The organism is uncultured Streptococcus sp. (assembly GCF_963521255.1).
GTDB lineage: Bacteria > Bacillota > Bacilli > Lactobacillales > Streptococcaceae > Streptococcus.
Map to the genome: position 1 here is coordinate 88673 of NZ_CAUQTU010000007.1, position 16175 is coordinate 104847.

Annotated in this window: 13 protein-coding genes and 1 tRNA gene; 1 reads left to right on the forward strand and 13 read right to left on the reverse strand. The window is 42.7% G+C overall.

Annotation, left to right across the window (positions count from 1 at the left end; genetic code table 11):
• Positions 1 to 136 precede the first annotated feature (136 nt).
• Positions 137 to 1624 (forward strand): glucose-6-phosphate dehydrogenase, encoded by a 1488-nt coding sequence (zwf, locus tag RWP09_RS06575; RefSeq protein WP_314435594.1) that lies wholly within the window; start codon positions 137 to 139, stop codon positions 1622 to 1624.
• A 44-nt stretch (positions 1625 to 1668) separates the two neighbouring features.
• Here zwf and ftsY read toward each other — a convergent pair whose 3' ends face one another.
• From ftsY to RWP09_RS06640, 13 genes are all read right to left on the reverse strand, one after another.
• Positions 1669 to 2952 carry a signal recognition particle-docking protein FtsY gene (gene ftsY, locus RWP09_RS06580; protein WP_314435597.1) on the reverse strand — a complete coding sequence of 428 codons (1284 nt, stop codon included), beginning with the start codon at positions 2950 to 2952 and terminating at the stop codon, positions 1669 to 1671.
• Between the two features lie 3 nt (positions 2953 to 2955).
• A complete protein-coding gene (locus RWP09_RS06585; protein ID WP_261063003.1) occupies positions 2956 to 3774 on the reverse strand; it encodes a Cof-type HAD-IIB family hydrolase in 819 nt (272 codons plus the stop codon).
• Positions 3774 to 4568 (reverse strand): HAD family hydrolase, encoded by a 795-nt coding sequence (locus RWP09_RS06590; protein ID WP_314435603.1) that lies wholly within the window; start codon positions 4566 to 4568, stop codon positions 3774 to 3776. The genes RWP09_RS06585 and RWP09_RS06590 overlap by 1 nt, the downstream gene beginning before the upstream one ends.
• Entirely contained in the window at positions 4565 to 8104 is a 3540-nt protein-coding gene (gene smc, locus RWP09_RS06595) for a chromosome segregation protein SMC (protein WP_314435606.1), read from the reverse strand. Before smc ends, RWP09_RS06590 begins: the two co-directional genes overlap by 4 nt.
• Positions 8095 to 8793 (reverse strand): ribonuclease III, encoded by a 699-nt coding sequence (rnc, locus tag RWP09_RS06600; RefSeq protein ID WP_000661480.1) that lies wholly within the window; start codon positions 8791 to 8793, stop codon positions 8095 to 8097. Before rnc ends, smc begins: the two co-directional genes overlap by 10 nt.
• Positions 8794 to 8975: 182 nt before the next feature.
• Positions 8976 to 9047 (reverse strand) — tRNA-Arg (locus tag RWP09_RS06605).
• Positions 9048 to 9112: 65 nt separating this feature from the next.
• Positions 9113 to 10099 (reverse strand): GMP reductase, encoded by a 987-nt coding sequence (locus tag RWP09_RS06610; RefSeq protein ID WP_314435612.1) that lies wholly within the window; start codon positions 10097 to 10099, stop codon positions 9113 to 9115.
• 201 nt (positions 10100 to 10300) lie between these two features.
• Positions 10301 to 11080 (reverse strand): Sua5/YciO/YrdC/YwlC family protein, encoded by a 780-nt coding sequence (locus tag RWP09_RS06615; RefSeq protein ID WP_314435615.1) that lies wholly within the window; start codon positions 11078 to 11080, stop codon positions 10301 to 10303.
• A 27-nt stretch (positions 11081 to 11107) separates the two neighbouring features.
• Positions 11108 to 11701 (reverse strand): 3-isopropylmalate dehydratase small subunit, encoded by a 594-nt coding sequence (gene leuD / locus RWP09_RS06620; RefSeq protein WP_000410624.1) that lies wholly within the window; start codon positions 11699 to 11701, stop codon positions 11108 to 11110.
• Between the two features lie 9 nt (positions 11702 to 11710).
• Positions 11711 to 13093 (reverse strand): 3-isopropylmalate dehydratase large subunit, encoded by a 1383-nt coding sequence (leuC, locus tag RWP09_RS06625; RefSeq protein ID WP_314435617.1) that lies wholly within the window; start codon positions 13091 to 13093, stop codon positions 11711 to 11713.
• Between the two features lie 3 nt (positions 13094 to 13096).
• Entirely contained in the window at positions 13097 to 13366 is a 270-nt protein-coding gene (locus RWP09_RS06630; protein ID WP_314435620.1) for a DUF1294 domain-containing protein, read from the reverse strand.
• A complete protein-coding gene (gene leuB / locus RWP09_RS06635; RefSeq protein WP_314435623.1) occupies positions 13363 to 14400 on the reverse strand; it encodes a 3-isopropylmalate dehydrogenase in 1038 nt (345 codons plus the stop codon). The genes RWP09_RS06630 and leuB overlap by 4 nt, the downstream gene beginning before the upstream one ends.
• Before the next feature lie 11 nt (positions 14401 to 14411).
• Positions 14412 to 15974: a 2-isopropylmalate synthase gene (locus tag RWP09_RS06640; protein ID WP_314435627.1), complete on the reverse strand. Its 1563-nt coding sequence runs from the start codon at positions 15972 to 15974 to the stop codon at positions 14412 to 14414.
• Positions 15975 to 16175: the final 201 nt, after the last annotated feature.

Consider the following 16175-nt stretch of genomic DNA (forward strand, 5'->3'; position numbering starts at 1 on the left):
GATTTCCTTGCAGTTTTTTTCTATCTCGTATTGGATTTTTTGATTTTTCGGAAAATTATGTTAGAATTAAGTTTATGAAATGAGATTTCCTCATACCTAGCAAGACTAGGAATAAAAATAGAAATTAGGTAGCTAGATGTCATCTAAGGTTATTGTTACAATTTTCGGTGCGAGTGGAGACCTGGCTAAACGCAAGCTCTACCCTTCCCTATTTAGACTATATAAATCCGGCAATCTTTCCAAGCACTTTGCAGTTATTGGAACTGCTCGTCGTCCTTGGAGCAAGGAATATTTTGAATCTGTTGTAGTCGAATCTATCCTTGATTTGGCAGATAGTACTGAACAGGCTCAAGAATTCGCTAGTCACTTCTACTATCAAAGTCACGATGTCAATGATACAGAGCACTACATTGCTTTACGTCAATTGCAGGCTGAGCTAAATGACAAGTACCAAGCCGAACACAACAAGCTCTTCTTCTTGTCTATGGCACCTCAGTTCTTTGGAACCATTGCAAAACACCTCAAGTCTGAAAATATCGTAGACGGTAAAGGCTTTGAGCGCTTAATCGTTGAAAAACCATTTGGTACAGATTTCGCAACTGCAAACAAGTTGAATGACGAGCTCCTAGCAACATTTGACGAAGAACAAATTTTCCGTATTGACCATTATCTTGGTAAGGAAATGATCCAAAGCATCTTTGCAGTCCGCTTTGCCAACCTGATTTTTGAAAACGTTTGGAACAAGGATTTTATCGATAATGTTCAAATTACCTTTGCAGAGCGCTTGGGTGTAGAAGAACGTGGTGGCTACTATGACCAATCTGGTGCCCTCCGCGACATGGTACAAAACCATACTTTGCAACTGCTTTCTCTCCTTGCTATGGACAAGCCAGCAAGCTTCACAAAAGACGAGATTCGTGCTGAAAAGATTAAGGTCTTTAAAAACCTCTATCATCCAACGGATGAAGAGCTTAAAGAATACTTTATCCGTGGTCAATACCGTTCTGGTAAGATTGATGGCATGAAATACATTTCTTATCGTAGCGAGCCAAATGTAAATCCAGAATCAACAACTGAAACCTTTGCATCTGGTGCCTTCTTTGTAGACAGCGATCGCTTCCGTGGTGTTCCTTTCTTCTTCCGTACGGGTAAACGTCTGACTGAAAAAGGAACTCATGTCAACATCGTCTTTAAACAAATGGATTCTATCTTTGGTGAGCCACTTGCTCCAAACATTTTGACCATCTATATCCAACCAACAGAAGGTTTCTCTCTCAGTCTAAATGGGAAGCAAGTAGGAGAAGAATTCAACTTAGCTCCTAATTCACTTGATTACCGCACAGATGCGACCGCAACTGGTGCTTCTCCAGAACCATACGAAAAATTGATTTATGATGTCCTAAATAACAACTCAACTAACTTTAGCCACTGGGATGAAGTTGGTGCGTCATGGAAATTGATTGACCGTATCGAAGAACTCTGGGCTGAAAATGGTGCCCCACTTCATGACTATAAAGCTGGAAGTATGGGACCTCAAGCAAGCTTTGACTTACTTGAAAAATTCGATGCCAAATGGACTTGGCAACCAGATATCGCCTATCGTCAAGATGGTCGTTTAGAATAAAAAAAATCCTGCAAGTTTATGCCTTGCAGGATTTTTACTTCTGATTAGATTAAGCCTTCCAAGAGACCCTTCATAAAGTTTTCTGAGTTAAACTCACCAATATCATCGATTTTTTCACCAAATCCAATCAATTTTACAGGAATATTGAGTTCTTCACGGATGGCTAAAACAACACCACCTCGAGCAGTTCCATCAATCTTAGTCAAGACAATTCCTGTCAAAGGGGTAATTTTCGAAAATTCTTTGGCCTGTACTAGGGCATTTTGACCTGTTGATGCATCCAGAGCCAAGAATGTTTCATGAGGGGCTTCTGGCACAACACGTTTGATGATACGACCAATCTTTTCCAATTCAGCCATAAGGTTATCCTTATTTTGCAGACGACCAGCGGTATCAATCATGAGAATATCAATTCCTTCTGCTACAGCTCGTTCCATACCATCAAAGACCACACTGGCTGGGTCAGCTTTTTCAGGTCCAGTCACTACTGGAACGTCCACACGACGGCCCCATTCAGCAAGTTGAGCTACTGCCCCTGCACGGAAGGTATCGGCCGCAACCAACATAACCTTCTTACCAGCTTGTTTATAGCGGTGGGCTAGTTTCCCGATAGAAGTTGTTTTCCCAACACCATTCACACCGACAAAGAGCATGACTGTCAAGCCATCTTGGAAGTGGATACTTTCATCATAGTTGCCATCCTTTTCATAAAGCTCAACCAATTTTTCAATAATAACACGACGAAGTGCATCTGGTTTCTTGGCATTCTCAAGTTTGGCTTCGTAGCGTAGCTCCTCAGTTAGGTTAGAAGCAACCTGGACACCAACGTCACTCATGATCAGCAGTTCTTCCAGTTCTTCGAAGAATTCTTCATCGACAGAACGGAAGTTGGCAAAGAAGGCATTCAAGCGAGCACCGAAGCCTGTACGAGTTTTCTTAAGACTGCGGTCATATTTTTCCTGAACAGTTTCTTCTGCTTGAAGCCTTTCTGGTTCAAGCACTTCAGAACTATTTTCTTCTACAGCTTCTTCGTGCTCAGTATTCTCTTCCTCTGGGACTTCTTCTGAGTTTGGCAATTCTTCCACTTGTTGAACTTCTACAACTGGCTCTGAATCCTTATTTTCTTCAACTGTGACTTGGATTTCCTCTTCTTCAAACACAGCTTCTTCAGAATTTTCAATCTCTGCTTCTTCATGAGGAAATTCCTCAGCTTCTGTTAAGGCAGGCTCAACATCTTCAGACAAATCAAGATTTTCCAGAGCTTCTTTTACAACTTCTTCGATTTTAGGTTCTTCTTTTTTTCCGAATAGACGGTCAAATAATCCCATATCTTAGTTCTCCTTTAGCACATATTCTTCGATAGCCCAGGCGACAGCTTCCTCATCGTTGGTCATTGGCGTCACCACATTTGCGACTGCCTTGACTTCAGGAACAGCATTTTGCATGGCAACACCGAGCCCTGCCCATTCAATCATAGAAAGGTCATTGGCCTCGTCACCACAGGCCATCACTTGGCTTTGCTCTATTCCTAGATGACTGATTAGTTTAGCCAATCCTGTTGCTTTATGAACATTCTTTGGTGACCACTCTAGCAACATTTCACGTGATTTAAAGATTTCATATTGGTCAAACAATTCTGGAGAAATCTTCTGAATGGCTGCATCCAAGGGTTCTTGAGCAAAGGCAGTCACGCACTTATTGTAGGTCATTTGACTAGATAAGTCTTCAAAGTCCACTGGAACAAAGGTCAAAGCTGGATTGAATTTGGCATAAAGACTTTCTTGGTCCGATTGAATTTGATAAACAGTTCCTTCTGAGATAGCATCAAGAGGCAGTGATAATTTCTCTGTTTCTTCATACAAGCGTGCCACATCATCATATGAAAAGACTGTTTTATCAAGGATTTCACCTGTATTTTTCTGAACCAAACCACCATTAAAGGTAATGGTATACTCATCTTCGTGGCCATCAGTCCCTAGCTCGTGGAGAAAGAAATCCATAGCTTTTAAAGGGCGACCAGTTGTCAATACGACCTTGATACCACGATCACGCGCAGCTTTCAAGGTTGCTTTGGTACGATCCGTCAACCTTTTATCAGTAGTCAGCAAGGTCCCATCCAAGTCCAATGCAATCAATTTTATATCTGCCATTATAAGCCCTCCATATAAGCTATAACCGACTGGTCCTTATGGTGACCAATCACAGTCTCTGCTAATTCTAAAATTTCTGGTCGTGCATTTTCAGGAGCTACAGGATGTCCCACAACCTGCATCATATGCAAGTCATTTAGATTATCTCCAAAAGCCATAACCTGATCCATTGTGATACCAAGTTTTTTAGCTAGTTCAACAATGGCCACTCCCTTATCGACATAGTCCAGAACAATATCAATGGATTCAAAGCCAGTTGTCATGGCCTTAACACCAGGAACATGTTCATTAACCCAAGCTTCACCAGCTTCCAGAGTTTCTTCTGTGAAGTTAGTTGTAAATTTGAAAATGTCATCTGTAATATCTTCCAGACTTGCTACTTTTTGGATATTTTCATTATAATGCTGACTCTCTTTCAAATAGGTTGCATCAACCGTATCTAGCACATAAGAACCCTTCTTACCCGTCAAGAGCAGTTTATTGATATCTACATAAGGTGAAGTTTTCATCTTTTCAAAAGTTGTCAGATAAAAGTCACGAGACATGGTCGCTTCATACAAGTCTTGACCCTGATACTCTACTAAACTGCCATTTTCCGCAATGAAAATAATGTCATCACGAACATCAGCAAATAATTTTTCTAGAGACAGAAATCCACGCCCTGAAGCCACCGCAAAGTAAATCCCTTTTTCCTTGTAGGAAGCCAAGAGAGACTTGAGGCGGTCCATATCAAAGCGCCCATTCCCATCTAGGAAGGTTCCGTCCATATCCGTTGCTACTAGTTTAATTGTCATCCTTCAATACTTTCTAAATCTTTTAACTTAACCGAAACAATCTTAGACACACCTGATTCTTGCATGGTCACTCCATAGATGGAATCAGCCGCTGCCATGGTTCCCTTACGGTGGGTTACGACGATGAACTGGCTGTCCTTGTCAAAGCGGTTGAGGTAATCCCCAAAACGTTTAACATTGGCTTCATCCAGCGCAGCTTCCACCTCATCCAAGATAACAAATGGGATGGTCTTGACACGGATAATGGAGAAGAGCAATGCAAGAGCCGAGAGAGCTTTTTCCCCACCACTCATAAGATTGAGAGACTGGATTTTCTTGCCTGGTGGTTGAACAGAAATCTCAACCCCAGCTGTCAGCAGGTCTCCCTCAGTCAAAATGAGATCCGCCTGACCTCCGCCAAACATCTGCTTAAAGGTCACTTTGAAAGACTCACGAATAGCTTCAAAGGTGGATTTAAAGCGTTCCTTGACCTCATCATTCATCTCTGTAATGGTTTCAAGGAGCAGATTTTTCGCTGACAAAATATCATCTCGCTGGCTATTGAGGAAATCCAGACGGCTGTGAACTTCTTCGTACTGGTCAATAGCTTCTATATTGACAGGACCCAGTGAGCGAATAGCCTTCTCTAAATCCTTAACTTCCTGCTCTGCCAGATTGAGATTTTCCAACTCATGAGACTTTTCTAAAGCTTCAGTATAGCTAATCTGGTACTGGTCTGTTAATTGACTTTGTAAATGACGCAAACGCTCGCTGACCTTTTCTTTCTTGGCTTCAGCACGTGTTTGCTTGCGAATCCACTCTTCATTCTGCTGGCGAGCCTGATCCAAATGACTAGCAATATCATCCAGTTGACCTTCTATATCATCCAATTCAAACTGCTTGCGAATCAAACCTTGTTGAAGACTTGTTTTCTGAGTTTTGGCCTCTTCCGCCTGTTGACTGAGCAATTCTGTATCAACCTTCTCAAGATTATCAACCTTTTCTTGAAGAAGGCGCTGGATTTCTTCTTGCTCAAGATCAAGATTACTTAGTTCCTTACCTAAGCGTTCAATATCAGCAACTTCGTAACGTTTTTGTCCTTGCAGCTCTGTCTTAAGCAAGCGAGCTTGCGCCACCTCTTCCTGCAAGTTTTGATAGCGTTCTTGGATGGCGTTTTTGTTGGACTTAATCTCTTCAATCTCAGTTTCCAGATTTTGCTTGTCACTGGCGATTGTAGTAAGGCGCTCTTGGCATTTTTCCTTATCTGCTTGCCAATCTCCGTCAGTAAGACGATTTAATTCCTCTTCTTGAAGTTTCCAAAGAGTTTCCAGTTCTTCAACTTGCTGACTTGTCTGCTGATAAGCGAGGGACAAGCCTTGCTCCTGGATACGAGCCTGCTCTCCTTGAGATTTGATTTCTTCTAATCTTTCTGTTAATGAAACCATCTGGTCTTGCAAGGTCTTCAAAGTCGTCTCTTCTGAACGCAAGCTTGCTTCTTCTTCAGCAATTTCTTTTTGCAATTGCTCCAGTTCTGGCTTGATGAAAATACTGTTATTCTGGTGATTGGCACCACCTGCATAAGAACCACCTGTGCGCAGCTCTGTCCCATCCAAAGTCACCATACGAACCTGATAACGAACCTGGCGAGCTGCTGCACGCGCGTGTTCTACGGTATCAAAGATAGCTGTCGTAGCTAGCAAGTTCTTGAAAATAGCTTCCAGTCTAGTATCGAATGTCACCAACTCATCTGCCATGCCCAGAAATCCCGCACTTGCAGCTATAGCATCTTGATTCTGGCTAGAAATCGTACGAGCCTTAATCGTTGTCAACGGAAGGAAGGTCGCGCGACCAGCTCTGTTGCGCTTTAGGAAATCAATCGCCTTGGTTGCCGCCTCTTCATCTTCTACGATGATATGCTGACTACTGGCTCCGAGCGCGATTTCCAGCGCAGTTTGATAATGCACATCAAAGGTCAGGTGCTCACTAACAGCACCAATAATTCCACCAAGGCGATCTTTTTCTTGGAGAACACTCTTAACACCTGAATAAAAGTTACTATGATTTCTCAGGATATTTTCTAAACTTTGAGCTCTGGCCTGCTTGTTTTTAAGACTGTCCAGACGGTCAAATAGTTGACTTTGTTGAGCTTGATAGGAAGTTTTCTGCTCCTCTTGCTCCTTGGCAATAGCTTGATAGTCGGCCAATAATTTCTGAACTTGCTCCTTGGCAGCTTCAAGCTCGTCTTTTTGCTGACTTGCCTTTTCTTTAGCTGTAGCCAGCTGTTCTTTCAGCTTTTCTAGTTGATCTGCTTGTTTTTGAGAAAGTTGACGACTATTTTCCAACTCGTTTTCGATACGGGTCAACTGGTTTGAGACATCTGCTTCTTCTTGTAAAAGAGCCACAAAGCGTTCACGTAAGAGCTCAATCATCTGATCAGGATCATCTGAAAAAGCTAGCAATTCGGCTTCTAAACGATTGAGTTTTTGATTATTTTGGACTAGATTTTCCTCTAAAAGTGCTAAAGAGCTTTCTTTATCAGATTTTTCTTGACTGAGTAAATTTCTCTTATCCTCCAAAGCAGCCAAACGGGCCTGTGCTTCCTGTTGATTCAGTGCTACTTGCTCAGATTCCAGTTTCGATAGGGCTAATTTTCTCTCTAAATCACTAATCAGACTGGTCAAATCCATCAAACTGCCTTGGTCTTTAGCCATTTCAGCCTGTAAATCTTGGCGTTGCTTTTTAAGAGTTTGATTTTCTTCTTCTAATTGTTCACGCTTCTGGTAGTAGCTCGTCAAGAGTTCCTGAACCTGTGCCAACTCTTCTTCTGTAGACTCTAGTTCAGCCTTATTTTCCTTGGTTTGAGCAACCAGAACGTCTAAATAAATAGCCTTACGTTGCCCTTCCAAGTCTAGAAACTTACGAGCATTTTCAGCTTGCTTTTCAAGAGGCTTGATTTGATTATCCAACTCGTAGATAATGTCTTCTAGACGATCCAGATTATCCTGAGTTTGTTGCAGTTTACTCTCAGTTTCTTTTCTGCGAGTCTTGTATTTTAAAACTCCAGCAGCTTCTTCAAAAATAGCTCGGCGTTCCTCAGGCTTGGAATTAAAAATCTCCTCAACCTTCCCTTGGGAAATGATAGAGAAGGAATCTCGTCCCAAACCTGTATCCAAGAAAAGATCATGAATATCACGCAGACGGACTTTCTTGCCGTCAATCTTGTATTCGCTATCTCCACTGCGATAGATATGACGTTCTACCCTGATTTCTTGGCCTGCATCCTTGATAAATCCGTCATGATTATCCAAAGTCACAACTACAGAAGCATAATTGAGCGGTTTGCGACTTTCAGTTCCAGCAAAAATGACATCCGGCATCTTGCCCCCACGGAGACTCTTAACACTTGACTCCCCCAAGGCCCAACGCAGACTTTCTGTAATATTCGACTTTCCAGATCCATTGGGTCCAACAACTGCCGTCACACCTTGGTCAAAGACGACCCTGGTCTTGTCAGCAAAAGACTTGAATCCCTGAATTTCGATTTCCTTTAAATACATGAATCCAGCCCTTTCTCAACGGCATTTTTGGCAGCTTCCTGCTCTGCTAATTTCTTAGAACGACCTTGACCTTGACCAATGCTCTTACCTTCGACAAGAACTTCTACATCAAAGACCTTATCGTGGGCAGGACCCGTTTCAGAAATCACCTGATAACGAATAGCCACATCGCCATTGACCTGAAGTAACTCTTGGAGATGGGTTTTGTAGTCTGTAATCATTTCAAATTCACCTGCTTCAACCTTAGGAATCATGACTTGATAGATAAATTCCTTGACCTTGGCCACATCCTTATCCAAAAGAAGGGCACCAAGAAAGGCTTCAAAGGCATCACCAAGAATGGTGTCACGATTGCGACCGCCAGATTTTTCTTCTCCCTTACCTAACTTGATAAACTGGTCAAACTGGCAATCACGCGCAAAACCAGCCAAACTCTCCTCACGGACAATCATGGCACGGAGTTTAGACAAGTCACCCTCAGGCTTTTTAGGATATTTTTTATACAGATATTCTGAAATCAATAACTGTAGAACAGCGTCTCCTAAAAATTCCAAGCGTTCATTGTGTGAAATTTTTAAGAGGCGGTGCTCATTGGCATAACTCGTATGAGTAAAGGCAGTCTCCAGTAACTTTTTATCTGCAAATTCGATTGCAAAATGGTTCTTTAGTACAGTTTGTAATTCTTTCATACCAACCTCTTTCTAACTGATAACAGTCCTTTTTATTATATCAAAAAAAGCCCCCTGAGTCACTTTAAAATGGGACTGGAGAGGATTTGGGCATTCTTTAAAAAGAGATTTTCAGTTTTAAGAGCCAATTAGGGCTGTGTAAAGAAAAAAGCCCTACTAAAGGCTTTCTTAGGATGTTTACATCCACCCTGAGGGAATCGAACCCCCATCTCAAGAACCGGAATCTTACGTGATATCCATTACACTAAGGGTGGAAACTTGTTTTATTATAACAAAAATTTGCTCTAATAACAAGTTTTTTCTGGTCAAATAGCCCGTCTTAGTGGGAAGCATCCCCATTCCAGATAGAGTTTTTCACGATAACATAATCAACGTGTTTAAGGTCAGCAACCTGACGTCCACCTGCGTATGAAATGGCACTTTGAAGGTCTTGTTCCATCTCAGTTAAAGTGTCTTGCAGATGACCTTTGGCAGGAAGCAAGATACGTTTGCCTTCCACATTTTTGTAAGCACCTTTTTGATATTGTGAGGCTGAACCGTAATATTCTTTGAACTGTTCACCATCAACTTCAATTGTTTTCCCAGGACTTTCGATGTGTCCTGCAAAGAGGGAACCAATCATAACCATGCTAGCACCGAAGCGGATAGACTTGGCAATATCACCGTGAGTACGAATTCCTCCATCAGCGATAATCGGTTTACGTGCAGCCTTGGCACACCAACGAAGGGCAGCCAATTGCCAACCACCTGTACCAAAACCAGTCTTGACCTTGGTAATACAAACCTTACCTGGACCGATTCCGACCTTAGTAGCATCCGCACCAGCATTTTCCAATTCACGCACAGCTTCTGGTGTTCCCACATTTCCAGCAATAACAAAAGTATCTGGCAATTCTTTCTTGATGTGTTGAATCATTGAAATCACGCTATCCGCATGACCATGGGCAATATCAATCGTGATGTACTCAGGAGCATCAGCCTTGAGCTGGCTGACAAAATCATACTCATAATCCTTAACACCGACAGAGATAGAAGCAATGAGCCCTTGCTCATGCATGCGCTTAATAAAAGGAATACGTCCTGCCTCATCAAAACGGTGCATAATGTAGAAGTAACCTCCTTTAGCCAGTTGCTCTGCTACATTTTCATCCAAAATCGTCTGCATATTAGCTGGCACAACAGGTAGTTTAAAGGTGTAATTTCCTAGAGTGACACTTGTATCTGCTTCTGCACGACTTTTAATGACACATTTATTTGGAATCAATTGAATATCTTCGTAATCAAAAATTGGAAATTCATTTAACATATCGATGTCTCGTTTCTTTTATAATGACCTACCTATGCTTGCGCATCTCTACGCCTTTTCCGACGTTTCCTTAATCAATTATAAACAAAAGTACAGTTTTTGTCAAATTATTTTATAAATTAAAATTTATTGTTCGGATTTCACTTGTATAAATAATAAAAGAAAGAGGAGAGATTATTTTCTCCCCACTTCTTCTACATTCTAATAATACTCGCCCTGACGGTAGTCCCATGAGTTAAAGGTGTCTGACAGGTGCATCATAATCTTATCAATGTCAAGCCCTTTGCGGATTACAACTGGAGCTGGTGAAGTTGAGCGAGTTCCTCCTTGTTCTGGGATGAGTTTGCCTTCTTTATCGACCATAGAGACCATCACACCCTGCTCGTAGCGAGTTTCAATCGTTTTGTCAGGCTGGATAGATGCCACATAGTCGTCTGCTTCAATGACAAGGTCCACTGCTCCTTCGATACGTTCTCCGATTCCTTCTACCTTACCACGGTTTCCTTTTCCAGATGGGTTTGCAGATGAGGCGTATACCATCTTGCCTTCTTCCCAAAGTTTGGCAGCCAATTGTTCACCAGCTTTCCCGAACTTGATAACGAAACAGCTAGTACCACGAACGTCAGTCATCAGTTCTTCACGGCCATCACCGTATGCTGTGAGTTTTTCAAAAGCTTCTGGTTTCCAAGGAAGGATACAACCAAGAAGAATGTCTTCATCCCAATGTTTTTGGTAAAAGGCTTCAATTTCTGGGTTGAGTTGTGCTAAAGCGCGAAGCTCATCCATGCTACCACAGAGAACAACACCTGGTTTGTTACGGTTACGCTCTTTGGCTGCGAACTTGCGTTCAAGACCTGCCTTGTCGCTAGTCATGATGATGTAACCAACTTTTGTAGGGCAAACGATACATCCGCCCTCACCTTTTAAAATTTCATAGCCTTCTTGTGAAAGTGTTCCGTTCCATTGAATATGTTTTGTCATAGTTCTATTTCCTTTTCTATTTTTCTTCTAATCCTGCCAGTAGGCTGGTCGTTGTTTTTCATAAGCAGCAATCAAATCTTCATACTGTAAGGTAATACCGATATCATCCAAACCATTTAAGAGTTTGTGTTTCCATTCGCTATCGATCTCAAAAGTGAATTCTCCAATTGGTGAGATGATTTTTTGTTGTTCCAAGTCCACAGTTACCTGGTCACTTGGTTGTAGCTGGGCTAGTTTCTCTCTAACCTCTCTGGGCTGAACGATTGGCAACATGCCATTATTGAGTTCATTATTGTAATGAATATCCCCAAAAGACCCTGCAATCACGACTTTAAAACCGTAGTCTGCTAGAGCCCAAGCTGCGTGTTCCCTCGAAGACCCTGCCCCAAAGTTATCACCTGAGATAAGAATACTGGCTTTACGATATTCAGGTCGGTTAAAGACAAAGTCTGGATCCTCAGTATACTTATCGTCCAAATATCGCCAAGCATACATGAGGTACTTACCAAAGCCTTTTTTATCAATTAACTTGAGAAACTGCTTGGGTAGGATTTGGTCGGTGTCGATGTTATCATTCATGAGAGGAACGGTCGTTCCTGTATAAACTGTAAATTTCTCCATATCCTCTCCTTACTGGGCTTCTGGCATTTGTCGAACATCTACAAAGCGCCCTGCAATAGCTGCCGCAGCTGCCATGGCTGGACTGCAGAGATGGGTCTTAGCACCAAATCCTTGTCTGTCTTCAAAGTTTCGGTTGCTGGTTGAGGCGCAGTGGACCCCATCAGGAACCTTGTCAGGATTCATTCCTAGGCACATAGAGCAACCGGGGTCTCTCCATTCAAAGCCAGCATCTAAGAAAACTTTATCCAAGCCCAACTTCTCAGCAGCTCGTTTGACAGGACGAGAACCTGGAACTACGATAGCCGTTAAGTTAGGAGAAATTTTCTTTCCTTTGACAAATCGAGCCGCCAGCTGCAAGTCACTGAGACGAGCATTAGTACATGAGCCAATAAAGATATAGCCTAGTTCAATATCCCCTGGCTTTTGACCAGGCTCCAAACCCATATAATTGTAGGCTCTCTCATCATTCATGTCCTTAATTTCTGGGAAGCTACTGTCAAAGTCAACCCCCATAGCAGGATTGGTTCCCCAGGTCACCATAGGAGCCAAGTCTGAAACATCCATCTGGATAACCTTATCGTAAACGACATTCTCATCACTGACAAGGGTCTTCCAATCTGCCACAGCCTCTTCAAAGTCCTCTGGAACACATTCCCGTCCCTTGAGATAATCATAGGTGGTTTGGTCCGGATTCATGATTCCCATCTTGGATCCAAACTCGATGGACATATTGCAGATAGTCATTCGCTCTTCCATGCTCAGTGCATCAATAGCCTGACCTCGATATTCCACCACGTAGCCAACACCACAAGCAACGCCGTGCTTGGCAATCAAGGCTAAAATGAAATCCTTGGAATAAACTCCTTTTTGAGGAACTCCAGTGAATTCAACCAACATTTTCTTAGGTTTAACCTGCCAGAGGGTCTGGGTAGCGAAGACATGCTCAACCTCACTGGTACCAATTCCAAAAGCGATGGCTCCAAAAGCTCCGTGGGTTGCTGTATGGCTATCCCCACAGACAATGAATTTCCCTGGTTGGGTCCGTCCTGTTTCTGGACCAACCATGTGAACAATTCCTTGTTTTTCAGAACCATGGGCCGCATGTTCAATCCCAAACTCCTCAACATTTTCAGCCAGCTTATCAATTTGCGCCTTGGAAATTACATCTCGAATATCGTAGATATTGACCGTCGGGACATTGTGGTCAAAGGTGCCAAATGTCAAGTCTGGTCGTCTCAATCTGCGACCTGCATCTCGCAAACCTTGAAAAGCTTGAGGACTGGTCACTTCATGAATATAGTGCTGGTCCACATACATGAGTTGGGGCTGCCCCTCTTCTCCTGTGATGACATGACGGTCCCATAATTTATCAAAAATCGATTTTCCTGCCATCCATTACCTCCAAATAACATATAAGACTACTAGTGTGGTCACCATTCCGAGAAACCAAACTGTTTTAAAATACCATTTTCGAGTTTTGTGGTGAAAAATGAATCCTGCTAACCAGGCACCAAAACCACCACAAGTAAAGGCTAAAATAAGTAAGATTTTCTCAGGGATGCGCCAAGCTCTTCTCCTTGCCTTGGATTTGTCAATACCATAAATGATGAAAATCATGGCATTCCAAATCAAGAGGACTAGAGTAATTTTTTCGTCTAACTTCATAACCTTGCGATAATAGCTTCTGTCATTTCCTTGGTCGAAGCCTGTCCTCCTATATCTCTCGTTAAAATTCCAGCTGCCAAACTTGCCTCAACAGCACGCTCGATACGCTCTGCATCCTCATAGCGTCCAAAGCTGTCTCTCAGCATCATGGCCACTGATAAAATCATGGAGATGGGATTGGCAATTCCTTGACCTGCTATATCTGGTGCTGAACCATGAATAGGTTCATAGAGACTTGAGCCATTTTCAGAATGACTGGCTGATGGCATGACTCCAAGTGTGCCAGATAGAACGCTTGATTCATCCGAGAGAATATCTCCGAAAAGATTCTCCGTCACAATGACATCAAACTTAGCAGGGTTAGTAATCATAAGCATGGCAGCTGAGTCCACCAACTGGTGTTCCAAGGTCACATCTGGAAAATCCTGTGCGACTTCCTCAGCTACTCTGCGCCAGAGTTTTGATGTTGCCAACACATTTTGCTTATCGATGCTGGTAACGATTTTTCTCCGACTTCTTGCAATCTCAAAGGCCTTGCGAATAATCCGCTCCACTTCCTCATAGCTATAATCGTTGATATCACGCGCTTTGCGCTCTTCAAGGATATGATCTCCAAAGTAAATCCCGCCTGTCAACTCACGCACCACGACAAAGTCCACACCAGCAATTCGTTCTGGTTTGAGAGGTGACAAATGCTTGAGACTCTCAAAGATTTTTACAGGGCGAATATTGGCATAGAGATTAAGTTCCTTACGGAGAGCCAGCAAGCCTTGTTCAGGCCGAATCACTGCCCCATCATACTGGGGACTACCGATAGCCGCTAGGAGAATAGCATCTGCTTCTCTACATGCCTTAAGGGTTTCATCAGGTAAGGGATGCCCCGCAGCATCAATACCTGCACCTCCGAAGGGTCTTCTATCAATCTCATAGTCAAAACCTGTTTTTTCAGCTAGAGCTTCCAGAACTTCTAAACCAGCCTCCATGATTTCTGGGCCAATTCCGTCCCCTGCTAGAGCTACTATTTTTTTTATCATAGCATTCTCCTTTACACACTAGGCATGTCACGATAGGAAACACTGCGTCCCATCTCACCAGCATTCTCTTTTTGAACAAAGGTATTCGCATTGATGTAAGCAATAGCCGAAGCCTTCAACACATCGAAATCAAGACCTGCTGCGTTAAAAATGGTTTCTGTATCTCTGTTTTCAACAGTTACCAAGACCCGAGCTTGGGCATCAATTCCATCTGTCACAGCGTCAATAGTATAGGACACCAAGCGGACGGATTGGTTAAAGAACTTATCGATAGCGTTAAAGATCGCTTCAACGGAACCTTGCCCTGTCGCATTAAATTCGACTTTTTCACCATCCATATTGGCTAGGCTAACAAGCGCTTCAATGTCATTGTCTGCATGAGTTTGAAGTTGTAAATCATCAAAGTGGAATCCTTCAGGGTTTTCAACCATGGTTCCAGCTACCAGAGCACGAATATCTGCATCTGTGATTTCTTGTTTCTTGTCGGCCAGAGCCTTGAACTTAGCAAAGAGTGGTTTGATATCCTCTTCTGTAAAATCTAGGGCCAGTTCTCTTAGTTTCTCGACAAAAGCATGGCGACCAGACAATTTTCCAAGTGGGAGGCTATTACTCTTGACACCGACCAATTCAGGAGTGATGATTTCATAGGTAAGAGGATTTTTAAGGACTCCGTCTTGGTGAATACCAGATTCGTGAGAAAAGGCATTGCCACCGACCACAGCCTTGTTTTTAGGAACTGGAATTCCTGAGAAGCGAGAAACCATTTCTGACGTATTGATGGTCTCATTTAAAACAATACTGGTTTCTGCTTGGTAGTAATCTTGGCGAATATTGAGGGCTACTGCTATTTCTTCCAAAGCAGCATTTCCAGCTCGCTCCCCAATACCGTTGATAGTCCCTTCAACACGTCCTGCACCATTCTTAACAGCAGCAAGGCTATTGGCAACTGCCATCCCAAGATCATCATGACAGTGTGGTGAATAGATAATCTGACGATCTGTCTTGACATTCTCAATCAAGTGTTTGAAGATGGCTCCGTACTCTTCTGGAGTGGTAAATCCTACCGTGTCAGGGATATTGATATAAGACGCCCCCGCATCTACCGCAGTTTGAACAACTTGCAAGAGGAAATCCAACTCTGTTCGGGTCGCATCCTCAGGAGAGAATTCGACCACTTCAAACTTAGAACGTGCATAAGAAACATGCTCCTTAATAGCTGCCAAAATCTCTTCCTTGCTCTTATTGAGCTTATACTTACGGTGAATGGGACTGGTAGCAATGAAAACGTGAACTTGTGGATACTTGGCGTCCTTGAGAGCCTCGTAACAAGCATCAATATCAGACTTGACAGAGCGGGCCAAACCAGTCACCGCAGTTTTCTTCAAGACCTTAGCAATCTCCTGCACTGCCGTAAATGAGTCTGGGCTAGCCGCTGGAAAACCAGCTTCGATTGCTGAAATGCCCCATTTCTCCAGCTGCCTTGCAATGGCAATTTTTTCTTTGATTGAAAAATTAACACCTGGTGTCTGTTCTCCATCCCGAAGGCTGGTATCTAGAAATTCAACTGCTCTCATAAAATTTCCCCTTTTCCAAATATGGTTTTAAAAAAACATCTCGCTCAGAAACCCAAGCGAGATGTTGATTTACTCCCGCTTGGTAAGCCAAACAGGACTAATGCATTTTGCACTAGCCCGAGTACCTCAACAACAAAGCAAATTGGTTAAACTTAGCTGTTTTCATGTTTGACTTTCTCCTTCGTTTGATATCTTGTTTAG